Annotated in this window: 21 protein-coding genes; 9 read left to right on the top strand and 12 right to left on the bottom strand. The window is 64.4% G+C overall.

Annotated elements, in window-relative coordinates; translation table 11 throughout:
- Positions 1–196: 196 nt before the first annotated feature.
- On the bottom strand, positions 197–769 hold the full coding sequence (locus NJ75_RS13460) for a recombinase family protein (protein WP_021224432.1): 573 nt from the start codon (positions 767–769) through the stop codon (positions 197–199).
- Positions 770–960: 191 nt separating this feature from the next.
- Between NJ75_RS13460 and NJ75_RS25075 the strand changes: the two genes are divergently transcribed.
- Genes NJ75_RS25075 through NJ75_RS23780 form a run of 3 tightly spaced genes read left to right on the top strand, consistent with a single transcriptional unit; the run spans position 961 to position 3,165 of the window.
- Positions 961–1,491 carry a helix-turn-helix domain-containing protein gene (locus tag NJ75_RS25075; protein ID WP_226018256.1) on the top strand — a complete coding sequence of 177 codons (531 nt, stop codon included), beginning with the start codon at positions 961–963 and terminating at the stop codon, positions 1,489–1,491.
- Positions 1,476–2,360, top strand: coding sequence for a Mu transposase C-terminal domain-containing protein (locus tag NJ75_RS25070; protein ID WP_226018257.1), 885 nt, complete (start codon positions 1,476–1,478; stop codon positions 2,358–2,360). The genes NJ75_RS25075 and NJ75_RS25070 overlap by 16 nt, the downstream gene beginning before the upstream one ends.
- A complete protein-coding gene (locus NJ75_RS23780; RefSeq protein WP_009824028.1) occupies positions 2,287–3,165 on the top strand; it encodes an AAA family ATPase in 879 nt (292 codons plus the stop codon). Before NJ75_RS25070 ends, NJ75_RS23780 begins: the two co-directional genes overlap by 74 nt.
- A 314-nt stretch (positions 3,166–3,479) precedes the next feature.
- Here the strand turns inward: NJ75_RS23780 and NJ75_RS13445 are convergent, their stop codons facing one another.
- Positions 3,480–4,718, bottom strand: coding sequence for a tyrosine-type recombinase/integrase (locus tag NJ75_RS13445; protein WP_039335349.1), 1,239 nt, complete (start codon positions 4,716–4,718; stop codon positions 3,480–3,482).
- An 808-nt stretch (positions 4,719–5,526) separates the two neighbouring features.
- Between NJ75_RS13445 and NJ75_RS13440 the strand changes: the two genes are divergently transcribed.
- The gene (locus NJ75_RS13440) at positions 5,527–5,715 is read left to right on the top strand and encodes a hypothetical protein (protein ID WP_039335347.1); all 189 of its coding nucleotides are present in this window, start codon (positions 5,527–5,529) and stop codon (positions 5,713–5,715) included.
- A 76-nt stretch (positions 5,716–5,791) separates the two neighbouring features.
- Positions 5,792–6,805: a TerC family protein gene (locus NJ75_RS13435; RefSeq protein ID WP_039335345.1), complete on the top strand. Its 1,014-nt coding sequence runs from the start codon at positions 5,792–5,794 to the stop codon at positions 6,803–6,805.
- A 41-nt stretch (positions 6,806–6,846) separates the two neighbouring features.
- Here NJ75_RS13435 and recQ read toward each other — a convergent pair whose 3' ends face one another.
- The 5 genes from recQ to NJ75_RS13415 are packed head-to-tail and all read right to left on the bottom strand — an operon-like array spanning position 6,847 to position 10,948.
- On the bottom strand, positions 6,847–8,646 hold the full coding sequence (gene recQ, locus NJ75_RS13430) for a DNA helicase RecQ (RefSeq protein WP_174544607.1): 1,800 nt from the start codon (positions 8,644–8,646) through the stop codon (positions 6,847–6,849).
- Positions 8,647–8,698: 52 nt separating this feature from the next.
- Positions 8,699–9,157 (bottom strand): nuclear transport factor 2 family protein, encoded by a 459-nt coding sequence (locus NJ75_RS13425; protein WP_052242495.1) that lies wholly within the window; start codon positions 9,155–9,157, stop codon positions 8,699–8,701.
- 58 nt (positions 9,158–9,215) lie between these two features.
- Positions 9,216–9,338 (bottom strand): hypothetical protein, encoded by a 123-nt coding sequence (locus NJ75_RS25315; RefSeq protein WP_269078595.1) that lies wholly within the window; start codon positions 9,336–9,338, stop codon positions 9,216–9,218.
- Entirely contained in the window at positions 9,326–9,730 is a 405-nt protein-coding gene (locus tag NJ75_RS24375) for a hypothetical protein (RefSeq protein ID WP_156135802.1), read from the bottom strand. Before NJ75_RS24375 ends, NJ75_RS25315 begins: the two co-directional genes overlap by 13 nt.
- Positions 9,731–9,754: 24 nt before the next feature.
- Positions 9,755–10,948, bottom strand: coding sequence for a cation:proton antiporter (locus NJ75_RS13415; protein ID WP_039335342.1), 1,194 nt, complete (start codon positions 10,946–10,948; stop codon positions 9,755–9,757).
- A 114-nt stretch (positions 10,949–11,062) separates the two neighbouring features.
- Here NJ75_RS13415 and NJ75_RS13410 point away from each other — a divergent pair, with 114 nt between their 5' ends.
- Together NJ75_RS13410 and NJ75_RS13405 are read left to right on the top strand one after the other, a co-directional pair.
- A complete protein-coding gene (locus NJ75_RS13410; RefSeq protein WP_039335340.1) occupies positions 11,063–11,359 on the top strand; it encodes a hypothetical protein in 297 nt (98 codons plus the stop codon).
- A gap of 128 nt (positions 11,360–11,487) precedes the next feature.
- Positions 11,488–11,760 carry a hypothetical protein gene (locus NJ75_RS13405; protein WP_039335522.1) on the top strand — a complete coding sequence of 91 codons (273 nt, stop codon included), beginning with the start codon at positions 11,488–11,490 and terminating at the stop codon, positions 11,758–11,760.
- A gap of 542 nt (positions 11,761–12,302) precedes the next feature.
- Here NJ75_RS13405 and holA read toward each other — a convergent pair.
- The 4 genes from holA to NJ75_RS13385 form a co-directional block, all read right to left on the bottom strand.
- Positions 12,303–13,325 carry a DNA polymerase III subunit delta gene (gene holA / locus NJ75_RS13400; RefSeq protein ID WP_039335338.1) on the bottom strand — a complete coding sequence of 341 codons (1,023 nt, stop codon included), beginning with the start codon at positions 13,323–13,325 and terminating at the stop codon, positions 12,303–12,305.
- Positions 13,326–13,333: 8 nt separating this feature from the next.
- The gene (gene lptE / locus NJ75_RS13395; protein WP_174544606.1) at positions 13,334–13,765 is read right to left on the bottom strand and encodes an LPS assembly lipoprotein LptE; all 432 of its coding nucleotides are present in this window, start codon (positions 13,763–13,765) and stop codon (positions 13,334–13,336) included.
- 58 nt (positions 13,766–13,823) lie between these two features.
- The gene (leuS, locus tag NJ75_RS13390) at positions 13,824–16,373 is read right to left on the bottom strand and encodes a leucine--tRNA ligase (RefSeq protein WP_052242494.1); all 2,550 of its coding nucleotides are present in this window, start codon (positions 16,371–16,373) and stop codon (positions 13,824–13,826) included.
- Between the two features lie 85 nt (positions 16,374–16,458).
- Positions 16,459–16,866, bottom strand: a complete 408-nt coding sequence (locus tag NJ75_RS13385; RefSeq protein ID WP_370584389.1) for a DUF3576 domain-containing protein — start codon at positions 16,864–16,866, stop codon at positions 16,459–16,461.
- A gap of 522 nt (positions 16,867–17,388) precedes the next feature.
- Between NJ75_RS13385 and NJ75_RS13380 the strand changes: the two genes are divergently transcribed.
- Both NJ75_RS13380 and phbB read left to right on the top strand, forming a co-directional pair.
- On the top strand, positions 17,389–18,135 hold the full coding sequence (locus NJ75_RS13380; protein WP_039335519.1) for a hypothetical protein: 747 nt from the start codon (positions 17,389–17,391) through the stop codon (positions 18,133–18,135).
- Positions 18,136–18,288: 153 nt separating this feature from the next.
- Entirely contained in the window at positions 18,289–19,011 is a 723-nt protein-coding gene (gene phbB / locus NJ75_RS13375; protein WP_039335334.1) for an acetoacetyl-CoA reductase, read from the top strand.
- Positions 19,012–19,056: 45 nt separating this feature from the next.
- Here the strand turns inward: phbB and NJ75_RS13370 are convergent, their stop codons facing one another.
- Positions 19,057–19,404, bottom strand: coding sequence for a DUF4019 domain-containing protein (locus NJ75_RS13370; protein WP_052242493.1), 348 nt, complete (start codon positions 19,402–19,404; stop codon positions 19,057–19,059).
- Positions 19,405–19,410: the final 6 nt, after the last annotated feature.

Genomic DNA, 19,410 nt, shown 5'->3' with positions numbered 1-19,410 from the left:
AGCAAGTGCTTTTGGTGCGCCCGAAAATCCTCAGAAGCGCTTGGAGAACTTTAGATGAAGGATGGTGCAGACCGCTTAGATGCCTTCCCGATAACGAACGGTTCCGGGGGACGCTGGGCCGATCGGGACCGCAAACGGTGTAAACGCTCGCGCTAAGTGGCGGCATTCTGATCGCGCTATTTGTCGGCGAGCGTCGCTACGCGGCTACCGGCTTGGTCTCGGCCGATCGCACATAGGCGTAGAGTTTTGGCTTGGAGATGCCGAGCATCGAGCAAATCTTGGCGATCGGCATCGTGTTCTCGTGGTAGAGCCTGACGGGCAGGTCGCGCTTTTCCTTGCCGAGTGCGGCCGGCCGGCCACCCTTCTTGCCGCGAGCGCGGGCTGCGGTGAGACCGGCCTGGGTCCGCTCGCGGATCAGGTTGCGCTCGAACTCCGCCAATGCCCCGAACAGGTGGAAGGTAAGCTTGCCCGACGTGGTGGTCGTGTCGATCGCCTCGTGCAGGCTCAGCAGCCCGACCTTTTCCTCGTCGAGGTAGGTCATCCATCCGATCAGATCACGGAGCGAGCGGCCGAGCCTGTCGAGGCGCCAGACCACCAGTGTGTCGCCGGCGCGAAGCAGCTCCTTCACCTTTTCCAATCCAGGGCGAGCGGCAGTCGCCCCGGAGGCCTTGTCGGTGATGACCTTCTCGCAGCCGGCAGCCTTCAGCGCATCACGCTGGAGGTCCAGGTTCTGCTCGGCGGTCGATACGCGGGCGTAACCGATTTTCATGCGTAGGGCCGGTGGCGCCCCGATCGGGCGCGGTTTGGGAAGAAAGTCGTCATCGGCAGGTCTATGTTGCCCTAGTTTTCTTTACCGGGTAGATTTACGTCGAACAGGCCGGTTTGGCAACGCGAGCGGACTCGCATGGCGATGGGCAGGCAAATCTCCGTTTTCCTTACCTGCGACACGGACCGTCGGCGGTGACGCATCCGGCGCTTGTCCCGCCGCTGGCGATCGAGCGCTACCGCGTCCTTGAACCGCACCTCGCCGATGGCATCCCGCTCGCGGACCTCGCCCGCACCGGCACGCTGAGCGAGCGGACGTTGCAGCGCTGGCTCGGGCGCTACCGTGCCGAAGGACTTGCCGGTCTCGCGCGTCTGCCGCGCAACGATCGGGGCAGGCTGCACCTGCCGGAACATCTGGTCGAACTGACCCGCACTCTCGCCACCAAGCGCCCGCGACCCCCGGTCGCCGCCATTCACCGAAAGGTGCAGGAACTCGCCATCGCGCATGGACACCGAACCCCCAGCTATGCGGCCGTCGCGCGTGTCGTCAGGGCGATACCGGCAAGCCAGATCGCCGCAGCCTCCGATCCGGCCGTCTACCGCGACCAGCACGAGCTAGTGCATCGGCGCGAAGCCGCGACCTCGAACGAGATGTGGCAGGCCGATCATACCGTTCTCGACATTCTCGTGCTCGATGATGCCGGAACCCGGTGCGTCCTTGGCTGACCGTCATCGTTGACGATCACAGCCGAGCCATCGCCGGTTACTTCCTCAGCCTCGATGCCCCCAGTGCCCTCAACACGGCGCTCGCCTTGCGGCAGGCGATCTGGCGCAAGCCCAATCCCGAATGGATCGTCAGCGGCATTCCCGAACAGCTTTACGTCGACAACGGCTCGGATTTCATCTCCGAGCATATCGAGCAGGCGTGCATCGCCCTCAAAATCCGCCTCATCCATTCGCTGCCGGGGCGTCCTCGCGGGCGCGGCAAGATCGAGCGGCTGTTCCGCACCATCAACGACATGTTCCTGCCCGACCTGCCCGGCCACCTGATCGCGGGCAAGCCGCTGTCGGCGCCAGTGCTCACGCTCGACGAGCTGCGCGCCCGCTTCGAGGCGTTCGTGTGCGGCGTCTATCATCGTCGCCCGCATGGCAGCACCGGCGAACCGCCGATCACGCGCTGGCAGAAGGGCGGGTTCCTGCCCGCAATGCCCGACAGCCTTGAACAGCTCGACATGCTGCTCGTGCACGTGCCCAAGCCCCGTAAAGTGCTGCGCGACGGCATCCGTCTGATGGGCAGGCGCTATGTCGAACCCACGCTCGCGGCCTTCGTCGGCGAGCAGGTCGAGGCGGTCTATGACCCCCGCGACCTGACCGAGATCCACGTCTACCACCAGGGCCGGTTCGTCTGCCGTGCGCTCAGCTCCGAGCACGCTGGGCACCCGTCGTTGCGCGCGATCCAGCGCGCCCGGCGCGGCGCGAAGGAGCGCGACAAGCAGGTGCCTGCCCCCACGGAGACCTTCGATGGCGACCAAGAGGATACGGCTTCCCGGCCCACCACCTACCGAGGGCTCCGGCTCTACGCCGCTGACGATTGAGTTCCTGGTCGAGCAGCCGTTCCTGGCGACCCGCGAACATGCCCGGTTCGTCGAGTTTGCCGAAGCCTGCGCGCACTACCGCTATATCGGCGTGTGTCATGGCCGGCCGGGCGTCGGAAAGACGCGATCGGCGCGCGAGTTTTCCAGCTTCCCCGACCTGGGGGAATATGCCGCGCTCCGTCCCATTGCCGCGCTCCTTGGCGAAAAGGTCGCTCGCTGCCGCGCCGTCTTCTACACCGTGTCGGTCAGCAACACGCCCAAGACGATCGACGCGGTGTTGGGCCTCAACCTCATTAAGCTGGGCTATGCCCGGCTGACGGTCGCGGGCGGCTCGCAGGACGAAATCACCCATGACGCCGCCCGCATCGCCTGCCCCCTCGTCATCGTCGACGAGGCCGACCGCCTGACCATAAAGTCGCTCGAACATCTCCGCGACATGGCCGATCGCCACGGCTTCGGGCTGATCCTGATGGGTATGCCGGGCTTGGAGAAGCGCCTCGCCCGCTATGCCCAGCTCTACTCGCGGATCGGCTTCGTCCACGAGTTCAAACCGCTTACCGAGACCGAAATGCGGCTGCTGCTCGCGACCCACGCCGGCGATTTCGGGATCAGCTTCGACCCGGCCCAACTCGACGCGATCGAAGCGCAGGCAGCCGTGATCCGCATCACGCGCGGCAACTTCCGGCTCATGGAGCGCCTGTTCGCGCAGATGCGGCGGATCATGACCCTCAACCGCGTCGAGGAGGTCACCGCTGACATCGTTCAGGCCGCGCGCGATTGCCTCGTCATCGGACCCGGCAACTGACAAATAGCGCGATCAGAACGCCGCCATTTAGCGCGAGCGTTTACACAGGATAAGATCCATACCGTTTCCGGAACCACTTTCTTGTTTCCTCTTCGAAATTGGACTGTGCTGATGAGTTTGAGCGATGGTGGCTTCGCTCATACACTACGCGCTACCAGGCCCCTGCCCGTTTCTTAGGCTTAACGTTGTAGCTCAAGACCCCGGGGGCTCAGCCTCCCTTCTCCGGTTCTTGCCGCTGCGCAAATCCCTCGATCTACCTGCCGCCGTCGTGTGGTCGCACGGCATCATCCAAAGACCTATTTAGGCCGTCATGACTAGCCAATCTTCGCCATAAGGCGCCCCGCCGCCCCCTGCTCTGCCGCGAGATTGCGATTATAAGCGAGCGGCATCCGCGGCGACTTCCACCGCAGCGCGTCCATGATGCCGGCCAAATCCTCCCCGCTGGCGAACAGGTCCTGATTGAGCCCGATCCGCGTCGAGTGCGCACTGATCCCCTTCAGCAACCGCGCCAGATCGTCCGCCGTCAAATCGGGCAGCGCGCCACGGTCGAACGCGCGGCCGATGATCGACCGAAAGATTGGTCCGATCGAGCCCGGGTGCAGCGCCACGGCGCCGATGTCATACTCGACCCGCGCCTTCACAGCGGGCTTGGACAGCGTCTTGCGCAGATCCCAGGTCTCCCGGCCCGAGATGCTGTCGATCGAACGACCCTTCACAGCCGCCCGCGCTTTGTAGCGCCGTACCTGCACCCGCCGGAACAACGGCCCCGCGTCGATCCCAGCGGCCTCTCTCCACGCCGCGACAGCCCGCACAGAGCGGGGCGACAAATAGGCTGTGGCTCCCTCGCCCTCCTGATCGCCTTTGCTTCGCGCGATGGCGAGGAGGCGCGCTTCGGGATCAAGCGCCTCGAGAATGTCATTGATGCTGATTGCGACGAGCTCCGATGCACGGAGCCCCGTGTCATAGGCCACCGACAACAGGGCTCGGTCCCGCAAGCCTGGCAGATCGCCCGCGCACGCCTCCAGCAAAGCTCGCACATTCAGTCCGCGAGGACTGTCGCGCTCCACGTCTCGCACTGGCCCCTTGAAGCGCAAGGGACGCGCCTGAGCCTGCGCGGTGCCCTTCTCGCGCCGGATCGCGCGTAGCCGCAGCTTCACGAGATCAGCCTGGGTGGGATCCTTGAGATCAAGCAGCTGATGGATCTTGGCGATCGACGCCTTGTAGCGGCCAAGCGAGGCGGGCTTGGCCCCCTGCCCTGCCCGCGCGTCGAGATAGTCGGCGACGATCTCGGGCGTGGCCGGCAGTGCAATCCGGTTGTTGCGCCGACACCACGCATCGAACGCCTCGACGTCGGACTTGAGCGCACGGATGCTGTGGGGCGATGAAGCGGCCTGATAGGCGGCGATCAGGCCCTCGTTGACGGTGATGCGCTCGCCGGCGCGCATCTGCACGATCGTCCACGCAAGGTCGGCCGGCGCCCTGACGGCCGGCAGGACAGCCTCAGGCGGCGCTACGGGGATTTCTGGCCCTTCCCGGGCGGTTTCGGTGCTCACGACGCGCCTCGCTCCTCAGCCGCGCTTGTAGCCCACCTTATAAAGAACGGTCAAATCTGCTTATGTGATAAGTGCAATTATCACATGTTTCTTTAGAGCCATCCGAGCGCTTGTGGAGTTGGCGGCCTTTCACGACGCATCGCCCATGAAGCCTTTCTACCCGTGGACCGGAGATGCCAACGCCGATCCAGAGAAAAGACATTGTTTTGCTGGATATTTCTGTGGCAGGTGCTCCGCGGCGCCATGTCCCGGGACGGGTTTGCCGATGCCGAGCCACGCTTCGAGGGATGATTCGTCGGCACGAACCGGGCTCCGCAGGAAGACCCCCCTCACCACCTGTCGGCCCAGACGATCATCCGCAACTCGCCAAACTGGCGCGCTGCCCGTGGCGACAACTTGCGAGGCAGCACTGGTGATTGAGCGATGTGGCATGTTCGCCCCAGAACGGGTGTAGCTGGGCTTGGTCCATGGCAGGATCTGGCTGACTGACGATGGAATTATGCCTGCCGAGCCGGGAGTTTCCAGCAGAAGATCGACGGTGGCCACCCCTTTCAGGGAAACCTACCTGAACGACCCCGCTCAACGTGCCCTCTTGCAATCCGGACCAAATCCCTCCACATTGCTCATGCGGACCGGGCCCCTCTGGCGCGGCGTTCTAGCCATAGCGGCAGTGCGCTTCGTGATGTCGGACCGCATCGGTAATGCCGATGTCATGCGGGTCCGGGTCTCTTCCCCTCGTTTCCGACTTTGGCCTCGCGGGCTTCGGCATTCCCGATCGAACGCAACCGTTTCGACAAGGGAACTTTCAATGTCCGATCGTTACTTCCGCCTGATGGAGCGTCACCAGAAGCTGGACGATGCGCTGCGCATCGCACGCGACCCGCTTGATGTGCTGCGGCTGCGCAGCCTCAAGAACGCCGTGAAGGCGCGGCTTGCGGCGCTGTTCCTGCGCCGTCCCGAAGCCGCTGGTTTTCCGGCGTCCTTGGCAACAGTCTGACACAGAGGAACGCCCCCGCGGCCCGAGCATTGCCGAGGCAATCGCGGGACGTGCGGGGGCACAAGGAGTCTGACTGATGGAGTTCCTTTTCGCAGACTGGCTGGGCACGCCTGCGTGGTTCTGGCTGGCCTTCCTCGGCCTTGTCGTGGCGCTGACCGCGTTTGACCTTGGCGTCCTCCACAAGGAGGACAAGGCCATGGGCATCGGTGAATCGCTGAAGCTGACGGCGTTCTACATCACCATCGCGCTGCTGTTCGGCGCGTGGGTCTGGGCCGAGAAGGGCGCGGACCTGGGGATGAAGTATTACACCGGCTTCTTCATCGAGAAGGCACTGTCGATCGACAATGTCTTCGTGATCAGCCTGATCTTCACGTTCTTCGCCATTCCGCCCAAGTACCAGTACCGTGCCCTGCTGTGGGGCATCGTCGCCGTGATATTCCTGCGCGGCGCGATGATCGCAGGCGGCGCCGCGCTGGTCGAACAGGCCTACTGGGTTCTGTACATCTTTGCCGCGTTCCTGGTGTTCACCGGCATCAAGATGTTCTTCGCCAACGACCATGACCCGGACATCGGCAACAATCCCGCGGTGCGCTGGATCAGCCGCCACATGCGCGTGACCAAGGAGCTGCATGACCAGCACTTCTTCGTGAAGGTGCCTGACGAGAAGACCGGCAAGATGGTCAACGCCGCTACGCCGCTGTTCCTGGCGCTGGTGGTCATCAACCTTGCCGACCTTGTGTTCGCGGTGGATTCGGTCCCGGCGATCTTTGCGATCACGACCGATACCTTCATCGTCTATACCTCGAACATCATGGCGATCCTCGGCCTGCGCGCACTCTATTTTGCGCTGGCTGCGATGATCGACCGCTTCGCCTATCTCAAGTATGCGCTGGCCGCCGTGCTGGTGTTCATCGGCTCGAAGATCTTCGTTTCCGATTTCCTGCTTGGCGGTGACAAGTTCCCGCCGGTACTCAGCCTTGGCGTCACTTTCGCGCTGATTGCCGGGGGCGTGGCCTATTCGCTGTGGAAGACGCGGGGGCAGCCCCTGCACGATCCGGCCGAGCCGATTGCCTCGGGCACGATCAACTGAGCATGCCCCTCCCCTGACCGGGAGGGGGTTTTGCTTTCAGCTTACCACTGCCGGATCACTTCGAGGAAACGATCGCCATAGGCATCAAGCTTGCGCGAGCCGACACCGCCGATCTGGCCGAGTTCGGTGAGGCTGCCCGGGCGCGTAGCCGCCATCTCGCGCAGCACGGAATCGTGGAAGATGACGTAAGGGGGCACGCCATTTTCGCGCGCGAGATCGCGGCGAAGATTGCGCAGGGCATCGAACAGGGGATCGCCCACAGGGTTCAGTGCCGCCCCTGTACCGCTGCGGCGGCGACCTGAGCGGCCTTCCTTCTTCGGCACGAGGACGAGGGGCACGTCCGCTTCGCCCTTCAGGATGGCGCGGGCATCGCCGCCCAGGGCAAGGCCGCCGTGTTCCGTGGCCACCAAGGCACCCCTTGCCTGCAGGGCGCGGGCGAGCGGGCGCAGCAGGGGGGCTTCATCGCCGGTTACGATGCCGAACACGGAAAGCTGGTCGTGCCCGCGCTGGGTCACGCGATCGTCGGCAACACCCGTGAGAACTTTCTCGACGTAGCCGAAGCCAAACGACTGTCCGGTGCGGTAGACGGCGGAGAGCAGCTTGCGGGCAACCTCGGTAGCATCAGTGACGCGCGGGGCTTCCAGGCAGTTGTCGCAATTGCCGCATGACGGTGGCGGGTTTTCGCCGAAGTGGCGCAGCAGCAGGGCGCGGCGACAGTGCGGGGTTTCGACCAAGGACGCGAGCGCATCGATCCGCGTGCGTTCGCCGGCGCGGCGGTGCTCTTCGACTTCGGCGAGGCGCTGGCGGGCGCGCATGAAGTCTTCTGCGCCCCACAGCATGACTGCCACGGAAGGATCGCCATCGCGCCCCGCACGGCCGGTTTCCTGGTAATAGCTTTCGATCGATTTCGGGCATGCGGCGTGGGCAACGAAGCGCACGTCGGGCTTGTCGATCCCCATGCCGAAGGCGACCGTCGCCACCATGACCATGTCTTCGGAGGCGACGAAGCGCGCCTGATTGTCGGCCCTTACCTGCGGATCGAGCCCGGCGTGATAGGGCAGGACGGGGCGACCGCTGGCCTGCAGCTGCTGGCTGAGCTTTTCCACCTGCGCGCGGGTGGGGGCATAGACGATGCCGGGGCCGGGGTTTTCGGCGATGACCGTCATCAGCTGGCGCAAGGGATTGTCGCGCGCCGTGATGGCGTAGCGGATGTTGGGCCGGTCAAACCCGGCAACGATCAGGCCCTCTTCCGGGATGCCCAGCTGGGTGAGGATGTCGGCGCGGGTGTGGCGGTCAGCAGTGGCAGTCAGCGCGAGGCGCGGCACGTCCGGGAAAGCGTCCATCAGCGGACGCAGGAGGCGGTAATCGGGGCGGAAGTCGTGGCCCCACTCGGAGACGCAGTGCGCCTCGTCGATGGCGAACATGGCGACGCGGCCGCGGATGAGCATCTCGAGGAAATGCGGCTGGCTGGCGCGTTCGGGGGCGACGTAGAGCAGATCGAGATCGCCCGACAGGAACCGGTCGATGGTCTGGCCCCGGTCAATATCTACGCTGGTCAGCGTGGCGGCGCGGATGCCGTTGGCGGTGGCGCTGCGCAGCTGGTCATGCATCAGCGCAATCAGCGGCGAGACGACGACGCAGGTGCCCGGCAGCATGACGGCTGGCAGCTGATAGGTCAGCGACTTGCCCGCGCCGGTGGGCATGACGGCGAGCGTCGAGCGACCCGCCAGCGCGCGCTCGACCACGTCCGCTTGCACGCCGCGAAAGGCGTTGAAGCCGAATACGGCGTGGAGACGATCGAGGATTTCGGATTCCGGGAATGCGGTGTCGGCGATGTTCACGCCAGCGCTATGGCAGATCGTGCGCAGTCATTCCACGCCGGATGCGCCCAAGTTACTCGCCGACGATCACATGCAGGCGGCTTATGCGGCTCGTCACGATCTTCCAGCCGCCTGCCTCCTTGCGGTAGGTTTCGTGGTAGTGGCCCATGCCGTGGAGGAAAGGCTTGCCGTCGGCGTCCCAGATCTGGTCCTCCATGGCGATGACGCCGCGCGCTTCGCTTTCGGAGAGCAGTTCGATTTCGTGGCAGTGGCCGTGGTGGACGGTGCGCAAGGGGGCGACTGCGGCCTCGACGAAGGCGGCGATGGCGTCACCTCCCGCATGCGTCCAGTTCTCCGCGTCCTCAGCGGGTTCGATGGAGAGCGAGCAGGAGGCATCGAACACCGCGTCGTCGGCAAAGACAGCACGCAGGCCAGTGTAGTCCTTGGTGTCCATGCAGCGGAAATAGCGCGCCTTGAGCTGCTTGATTTCCTCGATGGCGATCAGGCGGGTGACGGGGTCGATGACGGACATGCAGGGCCTCTCCGGTATTTTGCGACAGGAGAAGCGAGATTGCGCGCCTGCGCCACTCTTACTTGTGCGAGACTTCGGCGGCCGAAAGATCGACCAGCCATTGTGGGGGCTGGCCAGTTCGCGCCCAGTCTATGCCCCAGGCGAACGTGGCATAGAGCGCAGCGGAGGTTAGCAGGGCCATCGTGAACCAGTATCCCGGGCCATAGGCAGTGACGCGCTGCGGATCATCGCGGCGGTACCAGATGCGGAACACGCTGGAGGGCTTCCACGACCGCTGCACCTGCCGACCGACCATGGCATGAACGCGGGTGCCCTCGGCTGTTTCGAAGACGACCTCGTCCTCGATCCAGCGCTTGCCCCGCCATCGCGGATGTCGAAGCCGCGCAGGGTGCCGATCGATTGCTGCAGGTGGACGAAGTCGTCCAGCCGCTCGAGATCGCTGTAGCCGCCGCGCCAGACATGGGCGACGGCGACCTGCGAGCCAGTGAGCAGCGTGACGCCGTGGTACAGGCACCAGCACATGCCGAGCACGAGTGCGGCAACGCCAGCCATGAGAAGATCGACGGGTTCCATGCCGCCGATCCTATCGCGCCGGCGTTAATGGAGCGTTGGCTTGGCCAGCGCCTTCAGCCTGGGGGTGACCAGCGGGACGGTCAGCATCGTGCTCATCACCGCCATCAGCAGCAAGGCGGTGAAGGTCTCGTTGGTGACGATGCCCTTGTCGAGCAGGACATTGACGAAGATGATCATGATCAGCGCCTTGGTCTGCAGCAGCCAGCCGATGATCGAGGCCTCGCCCCTGGCCCAGCCGAGCAGGCGTCCGGCGATGCGCACGCCGACAAGCTTGCCCGCGACCGAGGCGACGAGGAACAGGAAGGCGGCGCCAAACACGGCAAGGCCGCCGACGTCCCACTTGGTGCGCAGACCCGTCGAGAGGAAGAACACCGGCATGACGGCAAGCAACAGGAACTGGCGGAAGCCGTCGAGCCGCTCGCGCGTGAACCACTGCGCATCGAGCACCGCCCCTGCTAGAAACGCGCCGACCATGAAGTGCAGGCCGGACCAGTCCGCGGCAAAGCCGACCATGGCAAGCCAGATCAGCGAGACGTACCAGCGATCGTTCTCGGACAGGCGGCGGAACAGGGCCCGCACGGCCCACGAGGCCACGGCGAAGGTCGCAAGGAAGATGCCCTGACGCCCGACGCGCTCCCAATCGACCAAGATCAGCGCGAGGACGCCCCAGATCGCCACGTCATCAAGGCTGGCGTAGCGCAGGATGCGCTGGCCCAAGGGTTCGCGGAAGATACCGAGCTTTTCCATCAGCAGGACGAGGATCGGCAGCGCGGTGACGGCGCAGGCCATGCCGATGCCGAGGACGACTTGCGCATAGCTGCCCTTGGGGCCGATCCAGCCCGGCGTCTGCAGGAGCAATGCGGCAGCAGCCGCGCCAAACAGCAGTGGCGTGATCAGTGCGCCCGCAGCGGTGATCGCGGTTTCGCGGCGATTGGCCCAGGCATCGGGCAGGTCAAGCTCAAGCCCCGCCGCGAAGACGAACATCATCACCGCCCACCAGGCGATGCCGTTCAGCGAACCGATGACCTGCGGGTTGAAGACGAAGGCGTAATAGTCAGGAAATGCCGCACCCAGCACGCCTGGACCAAGCAGGATGCCCCCGATGATCTGCACGACGACGAGCGGCGCCCAGTAGTCGGTTCGCAGCAGGCGCCAGACCAGATAGGGTACGGCGAGGATGATCGTCAGCGCGATCAGGAACACTTCCGTCGTGCCCATCGCGGGCGCAATTGCCGTCACCGTCTATCCCCCGAGTTGCCGTCGTCTATGCAAGGATGCGGCGGCTTGTCCAACTGATCTCAAGGGCCATATCCTGCCTGGAGGAGTTGGCCCATGACCTTTGACCTCGGCAAGGCCCTGTTGCGCAAGGAAGAATACGAATCCGCAAGGCTGACGGAGTTCGAATTTGCGGAGATGGTGCGGGCCCTGAAGGCCTTGGCGGCGGAGCTTGCCGTGCCAGTCGAGCCGATGCTGGGGGTGCTTGCCGAACGCGGGCTCGGCGTAGCGCTCAGTCACCTTGCACAACTGGCCGGGCGCGATGTCGAGGCCGACTACCTGCGCTGCCGGGCGAATGCGCGGGCAAAGCTGATCGAGGAGCGTGGCGATCCCTCTCCGGTAAGACTCGGCTGACAGGAATCTTACCGCTTAACCATTGCGCGGTTCCGGCAAGGTGCGCTGCGGTCGGTTAAGCGAGAGTTTGCCGAGGCCTGACAGCTTCTCCTCATGGCGGGTTGGTCCGCCGCGAGAGGAGAATGGCCATGGGCTTCGAGATGCGCGACAGCTTCGTTCACCGCGAGGAATGCAAGGCGGCGTGGGAAAGCGAAGTGGAGTTCGCCGAGATGGCGCGCGTGCTCAAGACATTGGCGGCTGAACTGGGACAGGACACCGACGCCGCGCTGGGAGAACTCGCCGCGCATGGCCTGGGCGCGGCGCTGGGTATTATGGGAGGACAAGCCGAAGGTTCGGACATTGAGGCCGACTACCTGAGGCGGCGGGCAATGGCGCGGGTGGCGGCAAGCCGCTTGCAGTAACCCGTTCATCCACATAGCCGCCTCCGATGCGGACAATCGATCCGCTTGACGCACTCCAGCGACACTGACGAGGCTTTTCCCAAGCGAGCCGAGCCGGGCATTTTGGCGTGCATAGGGCGGCTGCGGGTTGCGTACGAACGGCGGATCTGCCCTTGTGGCGGTTCTTGGCTGGATGCGCGACGCAGAGGAACGCGCGCGGATAGCATGCGCCATGCAGCCTCCCGCCTTCGCTATCGAGCGCGGCATCGAACATGGCGGTCAAGGACAAGGCGCGCCGGGAGGCGCGGCGGCGTGGATATCGGGAAGCTTCAAGGCCGAGACCCGGGTGGAGATCTGTGTGGTCTCCAGGCTTTCGTGGCCGGGCATCGTAGCACCTGAAGGCCCTCCGCCAACATGAACCCCTGTCGCTCGGGCCCGATCCCTGCCGTCACCAAACCTGACTTGCGGCTCCACTCTAGGACAGTGATGCCGTCCGCCGGGCAAGGATTTTCCTAGCCTCTATGCCACAGGGGCACCTGAAAACGAAGGCATTGCGCCAGACATCATCGTGCTGCGGCCCGCGCAATTTCCGCAAGGCCCTGAGCCAGCGCCAGTTCCCCGTTCCTGTTGTCGGCAATCAGCACGCGATGCAGCTGAACGAGTCTTTGGCACAGGCGGACTAGCCGCGGACCGCGCCAGCGCTTGAGCTGCTGGGTCAGGTCGGCGCGGTCACGGAAAAACACCCGACGCGCATCGCTTTCCTGTTGCATGAAAGCATTTACGTCTCCGCGTTCCCCAAGCCGACCAGCGAGTTGGACCAACTGCCCGGCGCGGCGTTCAAGTGCGAGGACCAGCCCGACCGGGTTCATGCCCTGTTCGCGCATGCGGGATAGCTCGGCGGGAATGCGCCGCACCTCACCGCCAAGAACGGCGTTGACCAACGGCATCATGCCGTCGTCCTCGCTGACGGCGCAGACTTCGTCGAGGTCAGCCGCCGTCGCTGTTCGCGGCGCCTGCGGGCTGGCATCGAGATAGAGAGCGATCTTTTCAAGCTCGCTTCGGGCCATGCGCGTATCGAGCGCAGTCGCGCGCGCGACTCGCTCCGACAGCTCGTCCGTCATGCGCACACCCATCGCATCGGCCGAACTCCGGATCGCACTGGCGACCGATTTGAGGTCTGGCGGATGGAACATGCCGACCAGCGCATCGGCGCGGTTCTCGAGCAATTTCGCAATGCGCGACTTGTCCGTGGCCGAACTGGCGACGATCAGGACAGGCCAGCCGTCGACAGGGCTTTGCAGCAGGGTTTCGACGGCGTCGTGCGCATCGTCGCCGGTCGCCCGGACATGGATGATCCGCCTGTCGCCGAACAGCGAAACCGAGCGCGCCTCGTCGGCGAGGCGCACCGGGTCGCGCTTGAGTTCGGCTCCGCTCAGATCGACCTTCTCGGCCTCGCCCAACATGCCTGCGATCTTCGCGGCGGCATCGCTGGCACCGGATTCATCCGGCCCGCAGAAATAGAAGATGCGGCAGTCATTTACCGCGCGCGCCGCACTTGCCGAAAAGTTTTTCTGGGTAACCTTCACGCCCCGTCTCAGGAGCGCTTGCGCAGGCGGACCGAGACGCGTGTGACGATCTGGTCGGCCACTTCCTGTGACAGGTTTTCAAGCGCCGTCTGTTCGGCCGCGATCACCGCGTATTCGCTGTTGACCACGTCGAACCCGGCGTCCGATCCCGCGGTCGCATCAAGGACGACCTCACCGTTCTGCGTGTCAACCAGCTGGTAGCGGGCGCGCAGGGTACGGCGTTCGCGCGTGATGGCGTCGTTGGAAAGCTGGCCAAGCCCCTCCACGCGATCGTCCAGCCGGACATCAAGACGATAGCGGGCGCCGGTCCCTGCCGCGCCAGCGCCCAATCGGTCGACAAGCGCATTGCGGACAAGCCAGCCGGACTGCCCCTCGATCGGCGAGATGGTGACGTCGGCAAGCGCCCGCGCCACCTCGCCCTTGCCGCCGCCTGCGTACATTGGCTGCAGACCGCAACCGGAGAGCAGCGCAAGCGGCGCGAGAATCCGGACGAGGCGCTCAGGCGACAAGATTCACCAGACGGTCAGGCACGACGATCACCTTCTTCACTTCCGCCCCTTCAAGTGCACGCTGCACTTTCTCGGAAGCGAGGGCAAGGCGTTCGAGGTCTTCCTTCGGCGTCCCCTTGGCCACAGTCAGGGTATCGCGAAGCTTGCCCTTGACCTGGATGGCAACGGTGACTTCATCATCGACCAGCAATGCCGGATCGACTTCGGGCCAGGCCTCGTCGGCGATCAAGCCGGTACCGAAGCGCGCATGCGCTTCTTCGGCAAGATGCGGCATCATCGGCGCGACGAGCAGCAGGACCTTCCTGATCGCGGCGGAGCGGCTGGCCGAAGGCGCAGCCTTTTCAATCGCGCCGGTCAGTTCGTAGATCCGCGCCACGGCCTTGTTGAAGCCCAATGCCTCGATGTCGGAGGCAACCGCGTGGACGGTCTGGTGCGCCTTGCGGTCCAGCGCCTTGTCTTCACCCACTGCGGCAGCGTCGTACTGGCCGAACAGGCGCCACAAACGCTGAACGAAGCGTGCGCAACCCTCGATCCCGGCTTCCGACCACGGCAGGTCGCGCTCGGGCGGAGAATCCGACAGCATGAACCAGCGGATCGCGTCAGCACCGTACTTTGCTACGATCTCGTCCGGGTCCACGACGTTCTTCTTGGACTTGGACATCTTGATGACCCGGCCGACCTCGACCGGCGCACCGTCAGCTTTCAGCGTTGCGCCATCACTGCTGCGTTCAACTTCTGTGGGCGAGTAGAACACCGGCTGACCATTCTCGGGATTCCGGCGCTCGTATGTCTCGTGCGTGACCATGCCTTGGGTGAACAGGCTGCCGAACGGTTCTGTCACCTCGATCTTGCCGATGCGGGCGAGCGCACGGGTCCAGAAGCGCGCGTAAAGCAAGTGCAGGATCGCATGCTCGATCCCGCCGATGTACTGCTCCACCGGCATCCAGCGGTTGATTTCTTCGGGATCGAACGGGCGATCTTCCGGCTGGCTGGCAAAGCGCAGGAAGTACCACGACGAATCGACGAAAGTGTCGAGCGTATCGGTCTCGCGCCGGGCGGGATGGCCGCATTGCGGGCAATCGACATGCTTCCACGTCGGATGCCGGTCAAGCGGGTTGCCGGGCACGTCGAAGCTGACATCCTCGGGCAAGGTCACGGGCAGCTGCTTCTTGGGCACCGGCACAACGCCACACACCTCGCAGTGCACGAACGGGATCGGCGTTCCCCAATAGCGCTGGCGCGAGACGCCCCAGTCGCGCAGGCGCCACACCGTCTTGCCTTCGCCCCAGCCTTCGCTCTGTGCGCGGCCGATGACCGCAGCCTTGGCCTCGACGACGTTCATGCCATTGAGGAAGTCAGAGTTGACGAGAACGCCGTCCCCCGCCTCGGCTTCACCGGCAAAAGGCTTGTCGGCAGCTGCCGGATCGGAGGCAACCACGCGCAGGATCGGCAGGCCGTACTTGGTGGCGAAATCAAAGTCGCGCTGGTCGTGCCCCGGCACGGCCATGATCGCACCGGTGCCGTATTCCATCAGCACGAAGTTGGCGATGTAGACCGGCAGGTACTTGCCCGTCAGCGGGTGCTTCGCGCCGATGCCGGTGTCGAAGCCCAGCTTCTCGGCCGTTTCCAGTTCGGCGGCGGTGGTGCCGCCCTTCTTGCACAGCGCGATGAAATTGGCCGCTTCGCAGTTTACCGCCGCGACGCCCTGCGCGATCGGATGGTCCGCAGCGACGGCAACGAAGCTTGCGCCGAAGATAGTGTCGGGGCGCGTGGTGTAGACCTCCACGCTCTCGCCATTGGAAAGGTCGAAGCGGAACTGCAGGCCCTGGCTCTTGCCGATCCAGTTCTCCTGCATCACGCGGACCTTCTCGGGCCACTTGTCGAGCGTCGAGAGGCCTTCGAGCAATTCGTCGGCAAAGTCGGTGATCTTGAGGAACCACTGATTGAGCTTGCGCTTCTCGACCAGAGCGCCCGAACGCCAGCCGCGTCCGTCGATCACCTGCTCGTTGGCCAGCACGGTCATGTCGACCGGGTCCCAGTTGACCGTCGATTCCTTGCGATAGACCAGGCCTGCCGCATAGAGATCGAGGAAGAGCGACTGTTCGTGGCCGTAATACTCCGGCTCGCAGGTCGCGATCTCGCGGCTCCAGTCGAGCGCGAAGCCGAGGCGCTTCAGCTGCGCCTTCATGTTGGCGATGTTGTCCCGCGTCCAGCCACCGGGGTGGACGCCCTTTTCCATCGCCGCGTTTTCCGCCGGCATGCCGAAGGCGTCCCACCCCATCGGGTGCAGCACCTCGAATCCGCGCATCCGCTTGTAGCGCGCCAGTACGTCGCCCATCGTGTAATTGCGCACGTGGCCGATGTGGATGCGGCCCGAGGGATAGGGAAACATCTCCAGCACGTAGCTGCGGGGTTTGGTGCTGGAATCGTCGGCGCGGAACGACTGGCGGCTGTCCCACACCTGCTGCCAGCGGGTGTCGGCGATTGCGGGATCGAAGCGCTCAGGAGCAGAGCTGGCGGGAGCAGTGTTCTCGGTCATGCGCGCTCCTCTAGGGAGCGCTGGCGCGACACGCAAGATTCGCCTCTCGGCAGATCAGGCCGGCCCTTTGCTCTGGACCGGCGCCTTATCCCGTGATTGCGGCGCGGCGCAGATCGCGCGCCTTGCTCAGGATGATGTCTTCGAGCTTCTGCACGGTGGCGGCCTGGACAGGGGCATCAATCCACTGGCCGTTCTGCGAGACCTGACGGCTGGCGGCAACGCGCAGCGCATCGGCGCGCAAGTCCTGGTCGACGATCGAGACAGTCACCTTGACGCGCTCGCCCGGGTTCTTGGGGTTGGCATACCAATCGGTCACGATCACGCCGCCGTTGCTGTCAGTCTGCAGCAGAGGCATGAACGAAAGCGCATCGAGCGTTGCGCGCCACAGGTAGGCGTTGACGCCGATCGTGGTCACCTGGCTGGCGGCGAGATCCGCCCGCGGGCGCTCCTTCTTGCCGCAGGCGGTGACAGCCAGGGCCATGGTCCCGATCATCAGCCCACGAAGAATCAGCTTGCGGGTGCTCTGCGCGGTCTTGACGGTCATGGTCACTACGAAACAGTCCTTGGCTTGCGGGCATGCCGTTTCCGGGCATTGCCGCAGGTTTGCGCGCATGTGAACGCGCGTGATCGAAAGAGCCTCTATCACCGGCGCGCGCCATGCGGCAAGCACGATGAACGAGGCACGGAATTGCGGGGCCAAATGGTCAAGGCCCGCGTGAACCGTGACTGAACATCACATGTCCTGCACAGCGGCAAAGCGCAGTCGCTTGCCAGGCACCTGTGGATATTGCGCCACACCTTGCAAGGAAGAGTCTTTCGCCGCCACTTCTATCTGGCGTGGGACTGGAAACCTTCACGCATTAGAGGTATTGCGTAGAACAGTCCGAGTGGTGCGCGGAGTCGTTATGACGGCAAGCCGCTCTCGGTCGCATAATGGGGCGGATCACAGCCCGGGTTGGGGTAGAACGGACGTATCATGGTCGGCAACGGCAACAGGACTGCAGGTAAGGGTGCGATGCGCCGCCGCCTGCGCGCGCCTGTGACGCTCGGGCTGGCGGTCGTGGTGGGTCTTGCCCTTTCGCCAACGGTCACCTCCGCCTTCTCCAGCGGTTTCGACATGGCGCCCGTCAGCCTTGCGGCACGCGGTGGCATCGGTTCTTTCACGCCGGCCTCGGTTGACGAACGCCTTGCTTCGCAAATCACCGTTCGTGCGCTCAAGAACGGCAAGCTTTTCCGCTTCACGCCCACCGGCACCGATACCCGGCCGACTCGCTCGGTTACCGTTGCGGTCCGTGTCGATGCGCTGAATTCGTCGAACTTCGCGGTCCGCACCGCAATGGCCGATACGGCACAGCCGGGGGCTTCGCCGGTCCGCATCGCGCCGATGGCGTTCAACCTCGGCATGGCCCGTGGCTACGCCAGCTTCGCATCGCCAGCTGCCGCACCTTCGCCTTTGCATGACCTGCAGCGGATCGAGATGCCCGATTTGGCCAAGTTCAAGGCTTCCGGCCCGACGTCGACGCCCAGCCGCTTTGCGCCCCGGATCGAAGCCGAAGGCCGCGATCAGGCTGGTCGCGCGCCGCGTACGCTTGAAGGTCAGGGTGATTACCAACTGGACCTCGGCGGCAGCTATCGCCTGACCAAGAATCTGAACGTCACCGCGGGCGTACGTTACTCGCCCGAGCGTGATCGCCTGCGTCCGCTGACCGATGGCAAGCAGGACAATCAGGCCGTCTATGTCGGGACGCAGTTCCGCTTCTGATCGCGGTCAGCATCTGACACTATTAGCTTCATTGCTGCAGCAATTCTGCGCTGTGTTTCCTCGTTCTTTTGCAGCATTTACGTATTCGGCAACTTGTCGCATCTCCGTCATGAACCTACCCTACCCGCGAGAGGGAACAATGGAGGGTAAAGCATGTCGCGAGTTGCAGTGGTTACCGGCGGTACGCGCGGAATCGGTCAGGCGATCTGCCTGGCACTAAAGGCGCAAGGGCGCACGGTTGTCGCCAACTATGCAGGAAACGAGGAAAAGGCCCACGCCTTCACCGCGGAAACCGGAATTCCCACCTACCGCTTTGACGTGGGCGATCATGAAGCCACGATCAAGGGCTGCGCACAGATCGCCGCCGAAGTCGGTGAGATCGACATCGTCGTCAACAATGCCGGCATCACGCGCGATGGCGTGCTCCACAAGATGAGCTTCGATGACTGGAACGAGGTGATGCGCATCAACCTCGGCGGGTGCTTCAACATGGCCAAGGCCACGTTCCCCGGCATGCGCGAGCGCGGCTGGGGCCGCATCGTCAACATCGGTTCGATCAACGGCCAGGCCGGGCAGTACGGCCAGGTCAACTATGCCGCTGCGAAGTCCGGCATCCACGGTTTCACCAAGGCTCTGGCGCAGGAAGGCGCAAAGTACGGCGTGACCGTCAACGCAATCGCGCCGGGCTACATCGACACCGACATGGTTGCCGCCGTGCCGGCGCCGGTGCTGGAAAAGATCGTTGCCAAGATCCCGGTGGGCCGTCTCGGCCACGCCGAGGAAATTGCTCGTGGCGTCGCCTTCCTCACGGCGGACGAGGGCGGTTTCGTCACGGGCTCGACCATGTCGCTCAACGGCGGCCAGCACATGTACTGATGCGCAAAGGCCCCGCCTCACGCAGAGGGCGGGGCCTTTGCCTGCTTACTCGACGGTTATGGCAGTCACCTTCCAGCCGCCGTCTTCCGACGCCATTTGCAGGGTCTCGGTCACGTCCCCCGCCTTCGCGTAGCGCGCCTTGAAGGTTACGGTCCAATAGCCGTTGGGCGGTGCAGGCGTGAAATCGACCTTCTCGAGCCTGCGCGTGATCGGCTTGCCGACACGGCCCCGCACGCCCTCGGAGGCCTTCGCCCACCAGTCCACGGTGTTGAGCAACTGGAACGACTTGTGCGTTGCCTGCCAGCTTGCGGCCCAGTCATCACGGTCAACCAAGGCAAGGAACGCCTCGGCGGAGCACAGCCAATCAATGGGTCCTGAGCCCAGGTATTCCAAAACCGC

Source organism: Novosphingobium subterraneum (genome assembly GCF_000807925.1).
Classification (GTDB): domain Bacteria; phylum Pseudomonadota; class Alphaproteobacteria; order Sphingomonadales; family Sphingomonadaceae; genus Novosphingobium; species Novosphingobium subterraneum.
This window is presented reverse-complemented; position numbering and strand designations above follow the sequence as displayed.